16 protein-coding genes and 1 tRNA gene are annotated in these 16728 nt (G+C 66.8%); 8 read left to right on the top strand and 9 right to left on the bottom strand.

What is annotated here, in order from left to right; genetic code table 11:
- On the bottom strand, positions 1–483 hold the full coding sequence (locus tag RJT37_RS01015; protein ID WP_313687048.1) for a redoxin domain-containing protein: 483 nt from the start codon (positions 481–483) through the stop codon (positions 1–3).
- 100 nt (positions 484–583) lie between these two features.
- Positions 584–1618: an aspartate-semialdehyde dehydrogenase gene (gene asd / locus RJT37_RS01020; protein WP_313687050.1), complete on the bottom strand. Its 1035-nt coding sequence runs from the start codon at positions 1616–1618 to the stop codon at positions 584–586.
- 280 nt (positions 1619–1898) lie between these two features.
- On the opposite strand from asd, the gene RJT37_RS01025 reads away from it, so the two are divergent.
- Together RJT37_RS01025 and RJT37_RS01030 are read left to right on the top strand one after the other, a co-directional pair.
- Positions 1899–3731 (top strand): acetyl-CoA carboxylase biotin carboxylase subunit, encoded by a 1833-nt coding sequence (locus RJT37_RS01025; RefSeq protein ID WP_313687052.1) that lies wholly within the window; start codon positions 1899–1901, stop codon positions 3729–3731.
- A gap of 71 nt (positions 3732–3802) precedes the next feature.
- Entirely contained in the window at positions 3803–4747 is a 945-nt protein-coding gene (locus RJT37_RS01030; protein WP_313687055.1) for a biotin--[acetyl-CoA-carboxylase] ligase, read from the top strand.
- A 149-nt stretch (positions 4748–4896) separates the two neighbouring features.
- On the opposite strand, the gene RJT37_RS01035 is transcribed toward RJT37_RS01030, so the two are convergent.
- Entirely contained in the window at positions 4897–5172 is a 276-nt protein-coding gene (locus RJT37_RS01035; RefSeq protein ID WP_313687056.1) for a hypothetical protein, read from the bottom strand.
- Between the two features lie 167 nt (positions 5173–5339).
- Between RJT37_RS01035 and RJT37_RS01040 the strand changes: the two genes are divergently transcribed.
- The 3 genes from RJT37_RS01040 to RJT37_RS01050 all read left to right on the top strand — a co-directional run bounded on the left by RJT37_RS01040 (position 5340) and on the right by RJT37_RS01050 (position 7793).
- Complete coding sequence (locus RJT37_RS01040; RefSeq protein WP_313687058.1) at positions 5340–5693, top strand: hypothetical protein; 354 nt, start codon at positions 5340–5342, stop codon at positions 5691–5693.
- Between the two features lie 24 nt (positions 5694–5717).
- A complete protein-coding gene (locus RJT37_RS01045; protein ID WP_313687060.1) occupies positions 5718–6527 on the top strand; it encodes an inositol monophosphatase family protein in 810 nt (269 codons plus the stop codon).
- 126 nt (positions 6528–6653) lie between these two features.
- Positions 6654–7793 (top strand): DUF63 family protein, encoded by a 1140-nt coding sequence (locus RJT37_RS01050; protein ID WP_313687061.1) that lies wholly within the window; start codon positions 6654–6656, stop codon positions 7791–7793.
- Between the two features lie 194 nt (positions 7794–7987).
- On the opposite strand, the gene RJT37_RS01055 is transcribed toward RJT37_RS01050, so the two are convergent.
- Positions 7988–9682 carry a YcaO-like family protein gene (locus tag RJT37_RS01055; RefSeq protein ID WP_313687063.1) on the bottom strand — a complete coding sequence of 565 codons (1695 nt, stop codon included), beginning with the start codon at positions 9680–9682 and terminating at the stop codon, positions 7988–7990.
- Positions 9683–9879: 197 nt separating this feature from the next.
- Between RJT37_RS01055 and tbsP the strand changes: the two genes are divergently transcribed.
- The 3 genes from tbsP to RJT37_RS01070 all read left to right on the top strand — a co-directional run bounded on the left by tbsP (position 9880) and on the right by RJT37_RS01070 (position 13041).
- Positions 9880–10701 carry a transcriptional regulator TbsP gene (gene tbsP / locus RJT37_RS01060; RefSeq protein WP_313687064.1) on the top strand — a complete coding sequence of 274 codons (822 nt, stop codon included), beginning with the start codon at positions 9880–9882 and terminating at the stop codon, positions 10699–10701.
- 108 nt (positions 10702–10809) lie between these two features.
- The gene (glyA, locus tag RJT37_RS01065; RefSeq protein WP_313687065.1) at positions 10810–12057 is read left to right on the top strand and encodes a serine hydroxymethyltransferase; all 1248 of its coding nucleotides are present in this window, start codon (positions 10810–10812) and stop codon (positions 12055–12057) included.
- Positions 12058–12153: 96 nt separating this feature from the next.
- Complete coding sequence (locus RJT37_RS01070) at positions 12154–13041, top strand: bifunctional methylenetetrahydrofolate dehydrogenase/methenyltetrahydrofolate cyclohydrolase (RefSeq protein ID WP_313687067.1); 888 nt, start codon at positions 12154–12156, stop codon at positions 13039–13041.
- 64 nt (positions 13042–13105) lie between these two features.
- On the opposite strand, the gene RJT37_RS01075 is transcribed toward RJT37_RS01070, so the two are convergent.
- The 5 genes from RJT37_RS01075 to RJT37_RS01095 form a co-directional block, all read right to left on the bottom strand.
- Entirely contained in the window at positions 13106–13525 is a 420-nt protein-coding gene (locus RJT37_RS01075) for a DUF7969 family protein (protein ID WP_313687069.1), read from the bottom strand.
- Between the two features lie 296 nt (positions 13526–13821).
- The gene (locus RJT37_RS01080) at positions 13822–14412 is read right to left on the bottom strand and encodes an HAD family hydrolase (protein WP_313687071.1); all 591 of its coding nucleotides are present in this window, start codon (positions 14410–14412) and stop codon (positions 13822–13824) included.
- 81 nt (positions 14413–14493) lie between these two features.
- Positions 14494–15699: an alanyl-tRNA editing protein gene (locus tag RJT37_RS01085; protein WP_313687073.1), complete on the bottom strand. Its 1206-nt coding sequence runs from the start codon at positions 15697–15699 to the stop codon at positions 14494–14496.
- A gap of 143 nt (positions 15700–15842) precedes the next feature.
- Entirely contained in the window at positions 15843–16367 is a 525-nt protein-coding gene (locus RJT37_RS01090; RefSeq protein WP_313687075.1) for a helix-turn-helix domain-containing protein, read from the bottom strand.
- A gap of 176 nt (positions 16368–16543) precedes the next feature.
- Positions 16544–16628: transfer RNA gene (locus tag RJT37_RS01095), tRNA-Leu, on the bottom strand.
- Positions 16629–16728: the final 100 nt, after the last annotated feature.

Consider the following 16728-nt stretch of genomic DNA (forward strand, 5'->3'; position numbering starts at 1 on the left):
CTACGCGCTCTCGACGGCGTCCAGCAGTTCGTCGTAGTCGGGTTCGTTCGTCGGATCGTCGGCGACCCACTGGTAGGTCACGGTCCCCTCGTCGTCGAGGACGAACACGGCGCGGTTGGCGATGCCGTACAGCCCCAACTCCGGGATGTCCATCGAGAGGCCGTACGCCTCGATCGCGTCGCCGGCCATATCGCTCACGAGGTCGAACTCGAGGCCGTGCTCGTCGGCGAACGCGCCGAGCGAGAACGACGAGTCGGCGCTCACGCCGAAAAGCGTCGCGCCGGCGGCCGCGAAGTCGTCGTGGTGCTCCTGCAGCGCCACCATCTCGTTCGAACACGGCGGCGTGAACGCGCCGGGGAAAAAGGCGAGCACGACGGGGCCGCCGCCGAGGTGGTCGGCGAGGTCGAAGGTCTCGTGGTCGCCGCCCCGGTACGTCGCGGTGAACGTCGGTGCCTGGTCGTCGACTGTGGGTGTCGCTGACATCGTCACCGTATGGTTGATCGGGAGGAACCAAAACCCCACGGGGAATATGTTCGGGCACGGATAGGTTCGGACCGATCCCAAAAACGGCGATGAGGGTCCGCTACACCCAGCCCTCTTCGACGAGCAGTTCGCCGTTGAGTAGCGAGGCGCCGGCTGCACCGCGGATCGTGTTGTGGGCGAGGCAGTTGTACTTCAGGCCGTTTTCGGTCGTCTGGATCCCGCCAGCGGAGATCTGCATCCCGTCGCCGCGCTCGCGGTCGAGACGGGGCTGCGGGCGACCGAAGTCCTCGAAGACGTGGATGAGCTGATCGGGCGAGGAGGGCAGGTCCACCCCGGGGTACTCACGCATCGCCGCGGCGGCTTCCTCGGGGGTGACGTCCTCGGCCGTCTCCGCGAAGACGTTCTCCAGGTGGCCGTCGAGCGTCGGGATGCGGTTGCAGGACGCCGCGACGTCCATCCCGTGGAGTTCGATCTCCGCGCCGTCGAACTCGCCGAGGAGCTTCCGGGATTCGGTCTCCATCTTCTCCTCCTCGCCGCCGATGTGGGGGATGGCGTTGTCGATGATCTCCATCGAGGTGACGCCCGAGTAGCCCGCGCCGGAGACCGCCTGCAGCGTCGACACCTGCACCGCTTCGAGGCCGAATTCATCGAGCGCCGCGAGCGTCGGCACCATCGTGATCGTCGAGCAGTTCGGGTTCTTCACCAGGGCGCCGTCCCAGCCGCGCTGCTCGCGTTGGACCTCGATGAGGTCGAGATGTCCGGGGTTGATCTCGGGGATCGTCAGCGGGACGTCGGGCGCCATCCGGTCGTTCGAGGAGTTCGAGGAGACCACGTAGCCGGCCTCCAGGAACGCGGGTTCGACCTCGGCGGCGACGCCCGACGGCAGCGAGGAAAACAGCAGATCGACGTCGTCCGGAACGTCCTCGGGCGTCGTCGCGCCGACGGTCATCTCCGCGACCTCCTCCGGGATCGGCGTGTTCACGCGCCACTTCGCCGCCTCGCGGTACGACTTGCCCGCGCTCGCTTCCGAAGCCGTAAGCGCTGCCAGCTCGAACGTCGGGTGGTCGTCGAGCAGTTGGATGAATCGCTGTCCCACTGCGCCCGTTGCGCCGAGGATTCCGACACGTACTGTCATTATCGTGGGCCTGGGTGACACACACATAAGGCGGTTTGGATTCGCGGCCTCTTTCACGAACGTTCGACTCGATTCGCGAAGCCGGGTCGTTCGCTGACAAACGTCCAGTTTTCGGGGAAACTGTGCGAACAAAACCGGCTCCGGCGCGGCGCATATCCATCGCTTCCGGAAGCGACTGTCCGTCTGCGACCGTTCGGTCCCGGTATTTTCGACGGTCGTCGAACATCCCTTCGTGCGGAACCGACAGATAGACGTGCCACGTATCGGAACACATCGGCAAATGTTCAACAAGGTTCTCGTCGCCAACCGCGGGGAGATCGCGCTCCGGGTGATGCGGGCGTGCCGCGATCTCGACGTCCGCACGGTCGCGATCTACAGCGACGCCGACAAACACGCCGGGCACGTGCGGTTCGCCGACGAGGCGTACAACGTCGGCCCCGCACGCGCTGCAGACTCGTATCTCGACCACGAGGCCGTCATCGAGGCGGGGCGGAAAGCCGGCGCGGACGCGGTCCACCCCGGCTACGGCTTCCTCGCCGAGAACGCCGAGTTCGCGCGGAAGGTCGAGGCAAGCGAGTTGACGTGGGTCGGCCCCCCGGCCGACGCGATGGAGCGCCTCGGGGAGAAGACGAAGGCGCGGTCGCTGATGTCTTCGGCCGACGTGCCGGTCGTTCCCGGGACGACTGATCCCGTCGACTCGATCGACGAGGTCAAAGAGATCGCCGACGACTACGGCTATCCGGTCGCGATCAAAGCCGAGGGCGGCGGCGGCGGTCGCGGACTGAAGGTCGTCCGCTCGGCCGACGAGATCGAGTCCCAGCTCGAAGCCGCAAAGCGGGAGGGCGAGGCGTACTTCGATAACGCCTCCGTGTACGTCGAGAAGTACCTCGACTCGCCGCGACACATCGAGATCCAGATCCTCGCCGACGAACACGGGAACGTGCGTCACCTCGGCGAGCGCGACTGCTCGCTGCAGCGCCGCCACCAGAAGGTGATCGAGGAGGCACCCTCGCCCGCGCTCGACGCGGACCTCCGCGAGCGGATCGGCGACGCGGCCCGCCGCGGGGTCCGCGAGGCCGACTACACCAATGCGGGGACTGTCGAGTTCCTCCTGGAGGACGGGGAGTTCTACTTTCTCGAAGTCAACACGCGCATCCAGGTCGAACACACCGTCACCGAGGAGATCACCGGCATCGACGTCGTGAAGTGGCAACTGCGGATCGCCGCGGGCGAGCAAGTCGACTTCGCCCAGGACGATATCACCTTCGACGGCCACGCGATCGAATACCGCATCAACGCCGAGAACGCCGCCGAGGAGTTCGCCCCCGCGACGGGGACCTTAGAGACCTACGACCCGCCCGGCGGTATCGGCGTCCGCGTCGACGACGCCGTCCGGCAGGGCGACGAGATCGGCGGCGACTACGACTCGATGATTGCGAAACTGATCGTCGCCGCCGGGGACCGCGAGGAGTGTCTCGCGCGCTCCGAACGTGCCCTCTCGGAGTTCGAGATCGGGGGACTCCCGACGATCGTTCCCTTCCACCGGTTGATGGTGACCGACGGCCGGTTCCGCGCGGGCGAGCACACGACGAAGTACCTCGACGAGGAACTCGATCCCGCGCGACTCGATCAAGCAGTCGAACGGTGGGGCGCCGCCGATGCGGCGGACGAGGAGGCGACAGACGAAAGCGACGCCGAGGAGGTCACTGAACGGGAGTTCACCGTCGAGGTCAACGGCAAACGCTTCGAGGTCAACCTCGAAGAGCGCGGCGCGCCGCCGATACCCTCGGTCGACGCCGTCGGCGGTGGGAGCGCCACGAGCGGGGGGCAGCGATCGGCCCGCTCGCGTCCCGAGGAGTCGAAGAGCGACGACGGCGGCGAGGTCGTCGTCGAGGGCGACGGCGAGCAGGTCACCGCCGAGATGCAGGGGACGATCCTCTCCGTCGAGGTCGCAGAGGGCGAAGAGGTCGCCGCCGGCGACGTCGTCTGTGTCCTCGAAGCGATGAAGATGGAGAACGACGTCGTCACCGAACGCGGCGGGACGGTGACTCAGGTACACATCGAGGAAGGCGACAGCGTCGATATGGGCGACGCGCTCGTCGTTCTGGAGTGAACGGCGATGAGTCTCTCAGCCAACCCGGAGTGGGCGAGGATGACAACCGCTGTCACCTGGAGTAAGCGGCGATGAACGAGACACGCCGCGCGCTCATCGACGCGCTCGCGGACGGCCCGATCGACGGGCCGGCCCTCGCCGACCGACTGGACGTCTCCCGCGCTGCCGTCTGGAAGCAGGTGGAGGCGCTCCGCGAGGCGGGCTTCGGGATCGAGAGCGGCGACGACGGCTACCGCGTGGTCGAGATCCCCGAGTACGGCGCCGAAGCCATCGCGTTCGGTCTCGAGGCGCCGTACCGGATCGAGTATCACGACCAGATCGGGAGCACGAACGACCGCGCTCGCGAACTCGCCGAGACGGGCGAAGACAACCTCGTCGTCGTCGCCGACGAGCAAACCGGCAGCCGCGGGCGGCTCGGCCGCGAATGGATCGGGCCGTCGGGCGGCGTCTGGGCGAGTCTCCTCCTGCGACCCGAGCGCCCGCCGGCGGAGATCCCGGTCTACGCGCTCGCGGCCGCCGTAGCCGTCGCCCGTGCAGCGCGGGAGGCGGGTGCCGAGGCGATCATCAAGTGGCCCAACGATGTTCTGTTAGCCGGCGAGGAGCCGACACAGCGGAAGCTCGCAGGCATCCTCACCGAGATGGAGGGCGAAGCCGATCGCGTCTCGTGGCTCGTCGTCGGCATCGGCGTGAACGCGAACGTCGACGCCGGCGCACTTCCGGATGGGGCGACGAGCCTCCGGGAGGCGACCGGGGACGTCGATCGCCGCGTGTTTCTGCAGCGTCTCCTGGAGACGTTCCACGACCTCACCGGCGGCGACACCGACCTCCACGCTATCCTCGACGAGTGGCGTCAGCTCTCCGCGACGCTCGGGCAACGGGTCCGCGTCGAAACCCCCGGGGAGACGATCGTCGGCGAGGCAATCGACGTCCAGTTCCCCGGGAGCCTCGTCGTCCGGACCGACGACGACGAACGGGTCGTCCACACCGGCGACTGCGAACATCTGCGGCCAGTGTAGCGAGCGAGGCTGCCGGCGCAGGGAGTGCAGACGGCTGGCTGTGGATCCCTCTCAGTCTCTCTTTGATTCCAGTGCAGAAGCATATCCGCGGCGCTCGAAACGGGCGCCGCGAGTAGAACGTCCTCGACGACGCGGCAGCGTGCTGAGGTTTAGTCGCCGCCGTCGGCGAGGGGTCGGCCGCCTGCGGTGACGATGCCGTCGGCGATTTGACGGGCCTCCGCGGGGGAGGGACGGGAGCCGTCGGCGCATCGCTCGCCGAGTGCCTGGACGACGCTCATCACGTCGGTGAGGTCGCCGCGGTCGGCGACGTCGGCGAAGACGTCCTCGTAGGCGTTCGCTTCCCAGTGGCTGATCTCGTAGTCGTCGGTGCCTGTCTGTGAGGCGACCGCATACTGGAGCTGACGTGCCGCGTCGGACGGGTGCATACATACGTATCAGGACTCGGATTACTAAAGTTTACTCAGACTCGGAATCGAGTTAATTGTCGCGGACACACGGGAGAGCCCCTGCCGCGCGGTATCTCCCGTTCAGCCCAAATTTGGGGAACGAAAGGCATCCACAAATATACCCCGCTGGCCGTGATGGGGGGCGTATGGCAGTCCCGTTTGTCGGCTCGATCGTCGCGTTCGTGATCGCCCTGTTGATCGGCGGATTCGCCATTTACGTAAGCGCCCGGATCGTCAGCGACGTCGACGATTACGGCCACGCGATCCTCACCGCGTTTCTCGGCGCCGTCGGCTGGGCGCTCACCTCGTGGATCCCGCTCGTCGGGCCGCTCATCGCACTGATCGTGTGGATCGGCGTCATCAACTGGCGCTATCCCGGCGGCTGGGTGAAGGCCGCGATCATCGGGTTCGGCGCCTGGCTCTCCGCGCTCGTCATCCTGCTGTTCGTGAACTCGGTGCTGGGCCTCGGAATCGGCGCGTTCGGGATCCCCGGCGTTTAGGGACCGTAGGTCGAATCGTCTCCTATGTCACCAGCAGACCGAGCGGCGCTCGCTCGGCGAGCGGCCGCGGCCGGTGCCGACGTCGCCGACTCCCGGTTTCGGACGGTCATCGACGTCGAGCGCAAGGGCGCGAAAACCGACGTCGTGACGCAGGCTGATCGCGACGCGCAGACGGCGGTCATCGAGACCATCGCGGATGCATCTCCTGACGACGCCATCGTCGGCGAGGAGGCCGAGACGCGGGAAACCGTCCCCGACCGCGGGAGCGCGTGGGTGATCGATCCCATCGACGGCACGAACAACTACGTCCGGGGGACGCGCACGTGGGCGACCGCCGTCGCGGCCGTACAGGACGGCGAACCGGTCGCGGCCGCGACGAACCTCCCGGCACTCGACGACGTCTACTGGACGGACGGCGAGGCGACGTATCTGAACGGCGACCCCGTGACCGTCTCCGGGCGGGCCGATCCGGAAGCCTGCGTCGTCGCGCCGACGATGTGGTGGGACTTCGACGCCCGCGACGAGTTCGAGCGTGCGTGTGCCGCGGTCCTCGAACGCTTCGGTGACATCCGCCGAATCGGCTGTGCACAGGCCGAACTGGCCGCCGTCGCTGACGGGTCGCTCGACGGCGTGGTGACGAACGTCCGCCCCCATCCGTGGGATACGATGGCGGGCGTCGCGATGATCCGGGCCGCAGGCGGCACCGTCACGGACCTCTCCGGTGACCGGTGGCGACACGACTCGGCCGGTCTCGTGGCCTCCAACGGGCGTATCCACGATGTGGTGCTCGCGGCCGCCCGCGACATCGGCCCGGTCGACGCCGACGGTCCGTAATACTGGCTCTGCTCGATCCCAGGGCGACGGGCCCCTCCTGATCGCTCTCCCTCCGGCACCGTCGGTTGCCCGTCAGTCGCACCGGAGACCGGAATCCTCAACACGACCGCCGCCGGCCTTTCGCGTATGTCAACAGTCGCCGAACGCGTCGGCGCCGATCCCGAGCGGTTCTGGGCCGGCGGCGTTTTGACCGCCGTGGTCGCGCTCGTCGTCGGATCGCTCGTCTTCCCGGAGGCCGTCTACGACGGCTTCATCTGGCACTACTTCTGGGGACCGGTCCAGGCGGACGCCAACTCCGCCGTCTGTGCGATCCGTCCCGGGAGCACCGTCGAGTACCTGTACGACTCGGGCGCGTGTACGAGCGCCACCGAACCCGTCGCCTACCCCGGCTACACGCTCGTCTCGGAGGTCGGCTATATGGTGACGCTCCTGGTCGCACTCGTGGGCGTGGTCTTCCTCCTGCGCCGTCTGGATCTCGGAACCGATCGACGGTTCTTCTATGCGTTCTTCCCGTTCGTGCTCTTCGGCGGTGCGCTCCGGGTCGTCGAGGACGCCAACGACGCGATTCCCGCTGGGGAGGCGCTCATTACCTACCCGCTGAACACGCTGTTTATCAGCCCGATCATCTACTTCACCGTCTTCGCTGTGGCACTCGCTGCCGTGCTCGTCTCCGTGGCTGCGACCCGAGCGGAGGTCGTCGAGCGGTACGATCGACTCCTCTTTGCGATCGGTTCGGTGATCCTGCTCGTGACGCTCGGCTATCTCGTTTCGCTCGTCATCACCGGCGCCTCGGGCGTCGAATTCTACCCGCAGGTCCTCGTCACGGTCCTCCTCGGTGCGACGCTGGCTGCGGCCCTGACGTGGTGGCTCATCGAACGGTTCGTCCCCGAAGTGAACGCCGGGACAGAGCGGATCGGCTTTGTCGTCCTCTGGGGACACGCTGTCGACGGCGTCGCCAACGTCGTCGGCTTAGACTGGATGCCCGCCCTCGGCGCCGGCCGGAATCTCGTGCCGAAGCACCCGGTCAACCAGTTCGTCGTCGACGTCACCGGCTCGGTGCTCCCGTCGTCGGTGCTCGCGGTCACGGGCGACACCTGGCCCTTCCTCGTGGTGAAACTGGTCGCCGCCACGTTCGTCCTGTGGGTCTTCGAAGAAGAGATCTTCGAGGAGAGCCCCCGCTACACGATCCTTCTGCTCATCGCCGTCCTCGCGGTGGGACTGGGCCCTGGGACGCGGGATATGATCCGGGCGACGTTCGGTGTCTGATCGACGGCTGCATTCCCTCCGTACCTTTTTATCCGAACACGCGGCCAGCGGCCGTGTGACCTGACCACCGCCGCGCGGCGTCTCGCGGGAGTCCGACACAGCGCCGCGTGTGCCGAGCAGCCGTGTCGGCTGTCAGCTCTTCGTTTCCGGCGACCTCGTGTCGGCTGTCACCCCCCGCTACTGGGAGACCGCGATCACGGGAACGGGTGGTACGGCCGATCGAGTTCGGGCTCGAATCCCAGTTCCGACGGGATGGTCCGTGCGCGTTCTCCGAAGAACGGTTCGCCCTGGAACAGCGGCTGTGCCGCCGGACACAACACGCGAACGGCCTCGAAGCCGAGCGCCTCGACGTCGGCTGTCGTCGTCCGCGCGGCGTAGGCGTCGAGGCCGGCGTCGGCGACCGCCTCCACAGCTGCCGCGAGTTCCGCACTTCCGCTCGGAGCATCGTTCGGGCCGACCGTCTCGGCCGGTACCGTCGCCTCGGCGTCGACGAACTCCCGTGCGGCCGCCGGGAAGTCGGCATACTCGCCGATCGCACCCTCCTCGTCGACGGCACGCTCTCTCCCCATCGATCGCAGTTCCATCCAGTTCTGCAGCCCCTCCGCGAGTGCCGACTGCGCGGCAGCGGTGGGATCCAGCGACGCGCCGGAACCGACAGCGAAGCGCGGCCACTCGCCGTCCCGGTGGACGGCGGCGGCGACGACAGGGATGTCGACGTCCTGTGTGACGAGCAGCGTCGTCACCGACAGGTCCTCTGCGCTCGCTCGCTTGCGGAGCGCGTCGTAGGTATCGTCCGTGACGTCGAGCGCCAGCGGCTCGAACGTCGAGTACCACGCGATCATCGTCGCATCCCGTTCGACGACCTCGTAGAGGCCTGCGAGCAGCGCTTCGGACCCGGAGTTTCCGAGCCCGAGCCCCGTCGTGATCGGCGGTTTGAACCGTTCCTCGGGTGGTGGATAGTGGACGAACTCCGCCGGAAGCGACGCCGTCTCGTCGGTTTGGAGGTCGATGCCGGGAACCCACGGGATCGGCGTATCCGCATCGACCTCGTCTGCATCGTCCGGACGAACGAACCGCGATACGGGGACAGGGTTCGCGCGCGTCCGTTCAGGCGCGACGGTGAATTCCGCGCCGCGGTAGACGCCGGCGCAGTAGCGCTCCAGTCCCTCGCCGAGCGCCTTCATAAACGCGGCATCCCAGTCGAGGTCGACTCCGGCGGCGAACTCGGCCGCCCGTGCGTCGCTGAAACCGTTCGTGTCGGCGGTCACCGCGAGATAGTACGGGACAGGGAACGACTCGCGCTCGCCGACCTGCGTGATGATCCCCGTGCGTTCGTCGAGCACCTGCTCTGCGCGAGCGAGTGCATCGTCGACGTCGACTGTCCGGTTGTCCCGACGGACCTCCCGATCCCGGGTGGTCGGATCCGGAACCGGAAGCACCCGCCGCTCGGCGACGATGCTCGCACCGCCAATCTCGACGGCGGTCCCGGCCACGGCGCCGTCGCCTGCGAGCAGCGCGACTGCTCGCCGTCCCGCGACTGCGCCGGCGAAACGCACGGCACTGCGGTCGCCCGACGGCGATCCCCCGTCCTCGGTCGTCGCGGCGACGCGCGTGCGAAGGTCGGCGAACCGGGCACCTGATCCCCCGAACGTCGATACGGCGGCGTCGAGGTCCTCACGGGCGTGCCCGCCGATACCGCCAATCTCGACGACGACCAGCCGTTCATCGGCGGCGACGCCCGCCGGGAGCCCCGCACCCGCCGGCACGACGACGACCGTCAGCACCGCATCTTCGGGTTCAGTGCCGACTTGCGCGTCGATGTCCTCGAATGCAGCCGTCGCAGCAGCAGCAGCAGGACCGCTGCCGACGACCGCGATCGTGTCTGTCATACCGTCCCTGTCGGCGCTGCGCGTGAAAAACCGGCGGGTTCGACGGCCTTCGGATTCGATCCCCCTTGACCGGTCTCCACTCGGGACAAACGCGCGAACCAAACACCCTCGCTGGAACGATCTGCTCGGCCCGCTGCCGAGTATATACCGCTCTGTGTGCCGTTAAATTAAATATCGTCTGAGGTATTTTGTGGCGTATGCCCTCTGAAACGAACGTGCTCGGCGACGGTCTCGACACCGTCGTCGACGCCGCGCTCGGATCCGACGCCGACGTCGTCTACGTGACCGGCCCGACTCCCGCTCTCCTCGAATCGCTCGTTGGACTTGCGACCGACGCCGATGGGGTACCGGAACTGCGAGTGCTCGCTCCCCGGAAAACCCTGAAGACGGTGACTGACGAGTTCCTCCTCGCGAGCAACGCAGCAGATCTCGTCGAGGCCGGCGTCCTCGAACTCCGTGTCACCGAGGACCAAACTGAAAACGCGCTTCTCGTGACCGAGGAGTCGGTCACGGCTGTCGTCACCCTCGGTGACGCGGCTGCCGGTCTGGTGACTACGGATGCGGGCTTTGTCCGGACGGCGAACGACGCCTGTCGGTCGGCCTTCGAGGCTGGCGAGCGGTTCACCCTCCGGACGCCGGCGATCTCTGCGGTTCGATCGTCGCTCGAAGCGGACCTCGGAGCCGAGGTCCGTGCCGACTTCGACGCCGTTCTCGACTCCGTACAGGAGGCTCTACCTGCGGACGCAACGCTGGATGAGGTAACGATCAGCCTCCTCGTGGCAGCGAAAAACGAGGTGTTGCTCTACGACGTCTCGAAGTGGGGTGAAGACGTCGGGATCGCCAGTAAAGCGACGTTCTCCCGGACGAAATCCGAACTGGAGGAGGCGGGAGTGATCGCAACGGAGAAGGTTCCGATCGACGTCGGTCGCCCCCGACTCCGGCTCAAACTCGACGACGAACGACTGCAGGCGGCCTCCGCGAACACGCTCGCCGACGTCGCCAGGGACATACTCGACTGATTCGCTTCCTGTACGACCACCGGTTCGGTGATTCCTGCGCCGATCTGCCGGTGAGCGACTGCGGCCAAAGTGGACACACTTATTGGACGCACGGCCTCCCTATCTCGTATGGATTACAGTCACGTCCGCGACGTCGATCCGGCCGTCGCAGACGCCCTTTCGGGTGAGGTACGACGACAGAACGAGACACTGGCGATGATTGCCAGCGAGAATCACGCCAGCGAGGCGGTCTTAGAAGCCCAGGGGAGCGCGTTGACGAACAAGTACGCGGAAGGGTATCCGGGCGAGCGGTATTACGCGGGCTGTGAGTACGCCGACGAGGTCGAGCAGTTAGCGATCGATCGAGCCAAAGAACTGTGGGGTGCCGAGCACGTGAACGTGCAACCGCACTCGGGGTCGCAAGCCAATATGGGCGTGTATCTCGCGATGTTAGAGCCGGGTGACAAGATCCTCTCGTTGGACTTGACTCACGGCGGGCATCTCTCGCACGGCCATCCCGCGAACTTCGCGGGACAGACCTACGAGGTCGAACAGTACGAGGTCGACGCCGAAACGGGGTACGTCGACTACGACGGCCTCGACGAGTTGGCGGAGTCGTTCGACCCGGACACCATCGTCTCGGGGTACTCCGCGTACCCGCGGGAGGTCGAGTGGGAGCGGATTCAGGAGACGGCCGACGCGGTCGACGCGTACCACCTGGCAGACATCGCCCACATCACTGGATTGGTCGCGGCGGGCGTGCACTCCTCGCCCGTGGGAGTGGCGGATTTCGTGACGGGCTCGACGCACAAGACGATCCGTGCAGGCCGCGGCGGGATGATCCTCTGCGATTCCGAGTACGCCGATGCCATTGACAACGCGGTGTTCCCCGGCACACAGGGCGGGCCGCTGATGCACAACATCGCGGGGAAAGCCGTCGGATTCAAGGAAGCGCTCAGTTCCGATTTCCAGGCGTACGCCGAACAGACGGTGGCGAACGCGAAAGCGCTGGCCGACCAACTGCAGGAGCACGGTCTAGAGTTGGTCTCCGGCGGGACGGACAACCACCTCATCCTGGCGGATCTGCGCCCCTCCCACCCGGAGACGACGGGCAAAGACGTCGAAGCGGCGCTGGAATCCGCGGGCATCGTGATGAACGCGAACACGGTGCCGGGGGAGACGCGCTCGGCGTTCAACCCCAGCGGCATCCGACTCGGCACCCCCGCGATCACGACTCGCGGGTTCGACGAGGCGGCCACGCGCGAAGTCGCCGATCTCATCGCGCGCGTGATCGACGACTACGACGACGAGACCGTCGTCGCCGAGGTCGGCGAACGCGTCCAGGAACTCTGCGACGCCTACCCGCTGTACGAGTAGCTGCTTCCAGCCGAATCCGCTTTCTGCCGCGGGCGTCCGAGCGTTTCGGGAAGCCCACATCGCACGTTTCAAGTGGGCTACGGACGCCGTTTAGGTATGACCGAGATAATCGACGGCAACGAAGTCGCACAGGACATCCGGAACGGGCTGCTGGAGAGCATCGAGACGCTGACCGACGCGGGGACGACACCCTGCCTCGCGACCGTCCTGATGAACGACGACCCGGCCAGCGAGACGTACGTCTCGATGAAGCACAAAGACTGCGAGGAGGTGGGGATCGCCACCCGCGACATCGAAATCGACCCCGAGGCACCCGCCGAGGAGCTTTTCGACACGGTAGACGACCTGAACGCCGATCCGGACGTCCACGGGATCCTCGTTCAGATGCCAGTTCCAGACCACGTGAACGAACGAGAAGTCCTCCGACGGATCGACCCCGCGAAGGACGTCGACGGCTTCCACCCCGAGAACGTCGGCCGACTCGTCGCCGGTAACGCACGGTACAAGCCCTGTACGCCGCACGGCGTCCAGAAGCTCCTGGCTGCGGCGGACGTCGAGACCGAGGGCGCCGACGCGGTCGTCGTCGGCCGCTCGAACATCGTCGGCAAGCCGATGGCGAACCTCCTGATCCAGAAGGCCGAGGGCGGCAACGCGACAGTCACCGTCTGTCACTCCCGTACCGAGGACCTCGCGGCGAAGACGAGGGCAGCCGACATCGTCGTCGCAGCCGCAGGCGTCCCCGAGATGGTCACCGGCGATATGATCTCCGAGGGCACGGTCGTCATCGACGTCGGCATCAACCGAGTCGAGACCGAAGACGGCTCCGAACTCGTCGGCGACGTCGAATACGAGAGCGCAAAAGAGAAAGCCAGCGCGATCACGCCCGTCCCAGGCGGCGTGGGCCCGATGACCCGCGCGATGCTGCTCTGGAACACAGTCAAGGCCGCGGGCGGCGTCGCCGACATCGAGGTCGACCTGCCGTAGCGGCGGCGAAGACGCGAACCAACGCTATCGCCCGATCACCGGATCATCAGCTGGAACTATCCGGTCACCCGCCGAAACCGCCCGGACCGCCGGGCCCACGCGGCTTGTTCGTTTCCTGGGTTCCGGACGAACCTGCCCCAGAAATCGTCACGTGTTCCGTCTCCGGACGGGGCTCGACTTCGCGTCCGTCCTCGAACCGAACGAACGACAGGAAAAATTCCCGGCCGCACGGGCTTTCGGCTTCAGGACGCTCCACGTCGTCCGCCTCGCTTCGCTCACCTGTCCAGTGGAGGCTATCGATCTCCTCGCCCTCGCCGCAGACGAGGCGGACGCCGTCGGCCGCTTCGTAGTCCTCGTCGGGAGCGGCGTACTCCCACCCGACGAGCGGATAGGGCGTGACCGACTTGTCGGCGAGGTATCCCTCACGGGTCAGTTCGACGACAGCGCCGCAGTGTGGGCAGTAGTAGCTGACCGGATAACTCATTGTCTCAAACGTCGGCTCGAATCGACTTAACGACCGCGCCGGTGGAAGATTCATACTGTCGGCTGTACGTCTGTGAAGGATTTCGCGACCTACGGAGTCGCGAATATCTTGAAATAGGTACAGCCGACAGTATCAGCAGTTCGGTCGACCGCCTGGGGGCGCTGACGACCGCAGGCGGGCATTTATATACGATGCCGGGACCAGCACCTGCGTGCGGTGACAGGAGCCGCGGGGCGAGAGCGGGTGTACGGTACGGCGTCCCGCGGGCGGCCCGATAGCGTACCGTCTGTTCGCTGCTACCTCGATCCGGCTGCTTCGTCGGGGATGACCTCGGTATCGACGTACTGAAACGCGACGCCGGCCCGTCGTGCGGCCTCCTCGTCCCGGCGGGAGTCGCCGACGAACACGGCGTCGTCGGGATCCGCACCGATCCGCCGGATGGTCTCCAGAAGCGGTGCCGGGTCGGGCTTCCGCGTCGCGACCGTATCCCGGCCGACGACAGCGTCGATGTCCGCCGTGAGTCCGTGGACGTCGAGTGCAGTCCGGCAGGCCTCCTCGGCGTTCAACGAGCAGACGCCCTCGGCGGCGAATCCGCCGACGTGATCGGCGTGCGTGAGCCGATCGGATCGCTGTGCTCCCTTCCGTTCGTACTCCGCGATCACCGCTTCGACGTCGTCACGGAGGCCCGATTCGTCGGCGAGATCCAGCATCTCCCAGAGGTCGATCTCGGTTGCGTCGACGCCGGCCGCGTCGAACACCGCAGTGACGTCGCCCGCGACGGCTTCCCAGTCGACCAGCAATCGCACGAGTGTGCCGTCCAGATCCCAGACGACGGCGTCGAACGCCGAGAGCGGCCGCGATTCCGCTCGGAACGGATTGTCAGTCATCACATTCTATAGGGCCGCAGCGGCAAAAGGGGCTTCGGACGATCGCCCGATGTCAGCAGAACCTGGCGGACGAGGGGGCTGTCACTCCGCAGACTCCCAGTCTCGGATTTCGTCGAGCACTTCGGCCGGCGAGGCGTCGAGTCCCCCGCCCTGGGCGAACGGCGGGCCGCCGCCCCCGCCACCGCCGTAAACGTCGGTGAGGTCGTCGATCACGTCTCCCGCGTGGACGTCGCTGTCGGTGCCGGCGGCCACGACCACGTAGGGGCGTTCTTCGTCGCCGACGGCGACGATCACCTCCGCGTCGCCGACGGCGTCCTTGGCTGCCTCCCCGGCGTCGTTGGTGTCGACACCGTCGAGTGTGCCGAGTCGCCACGCTGTGTCGTCCTTCTCGACGGTCTCGAAGCCGTCGATCGCGTCGGCGACCGCCGCACGTTCGAGTTCGCGGACCCGATCGCGGAGTTCGTCCCGCTCCGATCGGATCGCCGCGGCAGTCGCCGCGAGGTCGTCGGTGTTCGTTTCGAGCGCCGCGGCCGACTCCCGGAGCGCCCGGTGCTGGGTCGCCCGACGGTCGACGCCGTCCGGGCCCACGGCGAACTCCACACGGGTGAGTCCCTCACCGGGGTTCGAGCGATCGAGGACCGTCACCGGGCCGATCTCGCTGGTGTTGGCGACGTGGGTTCCGCCGCAGGCGGCGACGTCCCAGCCCTCGACCTCGACGATCCGCACCGTGTCGGCGTCGTCCATCACGCCCTCCTCGGTCTTCGTGTTGAACGCGACGTCCTCACGATCGATCGCTTCCTCGGTCGGTACTTCCTCCCAGGAGACGTCCCGGGACTCCCAGACCGCGCGGTTCGTCAGCCGTTCGAGTTCGACGAGCGTCTCGTCGTCGATGTCGGTCGTGGTCGTGAAATCGACCCTGACCTTCTCCTCGGAGATGTCGAAGCCGCCGTAGCCGAGGTCGTCGAGGACCCGACGTCCCGCGCCGTAGAGCAGGTGACTCGCCGTGTGAGCGCGCATACAGTAGGTTCGGAAGTCGTCGTCGATGATGCCGGTTACCTCCTCGCCGACCTCGAATTCCGGTGCTGTCGCGAGCGTGTGGGCGACGCCATCCCCGTCCTTCTGGACGTCGACGACCCGTATGCCGCCGAGCGTTCCCCTGTCTGCGGGCTGGCCACCGCTCTCGGCGTAGAAGTACGTGCGATCGAGGGTCACCGTCCGGTCGTCGATGTCGACGACGGCGGCGGTGAACTCGCGGACCTCCGGTTCGGCTGGCGCGCGTGTTTGCATACGCGCCGCTGAAGGCGTGGGTGGACAAAAATTGTTCACACTTGGCCCCGGAGCGCGCGGTTCGTACTGGGTACTCTCGTCTCTCCTCGCCGAGAGCCGTCAACGGGTGTGGCGCTCGGCGATAAAAGTGGGAGTACTCAGTATCACTCGTCGATCAGTTCGATCCCGAACCGGTCTTCGAGCGCGCGGATCACCGATCCACCGACGTCTGCGCGGGCGGCCCGTCCATCTTCGACCGCCCGCAGATCCGCCTCGTCGACGTCGAGTTCCGCGGCCAGTTTCTCGATCGTCAGCCCCGCGTCCTTTCTGGCGTCCGCGACCCGATCACTGTAGCCCGACACGAGGTGCGGAAGCTGATCCTTCTCGTAGTCCGTCCCTTCAGTTTCCCAGTGGCTGGAGTCGCCCGTCGCCCGGTCGTACACCTTCGCCTGCTGCTGGGCGGCCCGCTTGCGGCGCGACGTTCCGGTGTCGTCGCTTCCGCCGGATGCCGAACCCGAGGAACCGGAGGTGCGCTTCTTGGAGTCGTCGTGGGGTGCACACTCACTGCACACCAGAAGCTCCGCGCCGGCGACGTTCGCCCGCCGCAGGTTGCCGGTCGACCGGCCGCAGAGTTCACAGCTGTCGCCGTCGCCACCGTCCCCGCCGCTCCCGGTGGAGTATTTGGGCATAGCCACACGTTCGGGTGCGATCGATTTAAAACCGCGGCGGCCGGCAGTCGTCGGAGTGAGCGTCAACCCTGCGGGCGTCAGCCACGGCTGGTCGGTGTAGCGTCGGAAGGATTGTGCGTGGGTGCTGTGTCCCGAAGGATAGCACCCGCATCGGGTGGCGGATTTCCGCCGTGCGATGCGTGGGACCGGATTTGAACCGGCGGACCTCTACAGGACAGCGCCCTCAACGCTGCGCCGTTGGCCTAGCTTGGCTACCCACGCTCGCAGTATCGTAGTGCGCAGTCAGTGGTTGTCCGGGGTAATTTAAATCAGTTTCCTTTCGGTAGCCCCCCGCTCGCCGAGTCGGCACCGTTTTTATCCC

The sequence above is a fragment of the Halobellus marinus genome (assembly GCF_032113415.1).
GTDB classification, from domain to species: Archaea; Halobacteriota; Halobacteria; order Halobacteriales; family Haloferacaceae; genus Haloquadratum; species Haloquadratum marinus.

What these genes read in the sequence shown, in the direction of transcription:
- RJT37_RS01015 (WP_313687048.1), bottom strand. Translation starts at nt 483, where the DNA reads ATGTCAGCGACACCCACAGTCGACGACCAGGCACCGACGTTCACCGCG.
- asd (WP_313687050.1), bottom strand. Translation starts at nt 1,618, where the DNA reads ATGACAGTACGTGTCGGAATCCTCGGCGCAACGGGCGCAGTGGGACAG.
- RJT37_RS01025 (WP_313687052.1), top strand. Translation starts at nt 1,899, where the DNA reads ATGTTCAACAAGGTTCTCGTCGCCAACCGCGGGGAGATCGCGCTCCGG.
- RJT37_RS01030 (WP_313687055.1), top strand. Translation starts at nt 3,803, where the DNA reads ATGAACGAGACACGCCGCGCGCTCATCGACGCGCTCGCGGACGGCCCG.
- RJT37_RS01035 (WP_313687056.1), bottom strand. Translation starts at nt 5,172, where the DNA reads ATGCACCCGTCCGACGCGGCACGTCAGCTCCAGTATGCGGTCGCCTCA.
- RJT37_RS01040 (WP_313687058.1), top strand. Translation starts at nt 5,340, where the DNA reads ATGGCAGTCCCGTTTGTCGGCTCGATCGTCGCGTTCGTGATCGCCCTG.
- RJT37_RS01045 (WP_313687060.1), top strand. Translation starts at nt 5,718, where the DNA reads ATGTCACCAGCAGACCGAGCGGCGCTCGCTCGGCGAGCGGCCGCGGCC.
- RJT37_RS01050 (WP_313687061.1), top strand. Translation starts at nt 6,654, where the DNA reads ATGTCAACAGTCGCCGAACGCGTCGGCGCCGATCCCGAGCGGTTCTGG.
- RJT37_RS01055 (WP_313687063.1), bottom strand. Translation starts at nt 9,682, where the DNA reads ATGACAGACACGATCGCGGTCGTCGGCAGCGGTCCTGCTGCTGCTGCT.
- tbsP (WP_313687064.1), top strand. Translation starts at nt 9,880, where the DNA reads ATGCCCTCTGAAACGAACGTGCTCGGCGACGGTCTCGACACCGTCGTC.
- glyA (WP_313687065.1), top strand. Translation starts at nt 10,810, where the DNA reads ATGGATTACAGTCACGTCCGCGACGTCGATCCGGCCGTCGCAGACGCC.
- RJT37_RS01070 (WP_313687067.1), top strand. Translation starts at nt 12,154, where the DNA reads ATGACCGAGATAATCGACGGCAACGAAGTCGCACAGGACATCCGGAAC.
- RJT37_RS01075 (WP_313687069.1), bottom strand. Translation starts at nt 13,525, where the DNA reads ATGAGTTATCCGGTCAGCTACTACTGCCCACACTGCGGCGCTGTCGTC.
- RJT37_RS01080 (WP_313687071.1), bottom strand. Translation starts at nt 14,412, where the DNA reads ATGACTGACAATCCGTTCCGAGCGGAATCGCGGCCGCTCTCGGCGTTC.
- RJT37_RS01085 (WP_313687073.1), bottom strand. Translation starts at nt 15,699, where the DNA reads ATGCAAACACGCGCGCCAGCCGAACCGGAGGTCCGCGAGTTCACCGCC.
- RJT37_RS01090 (WP_313687075.1), bottom strand. Translation starts at nt 16,367, where the DNA reads ATGCCCAAATACTCCACCGGGAGCGGCGGGGACGGTGGCGACGGCGAC.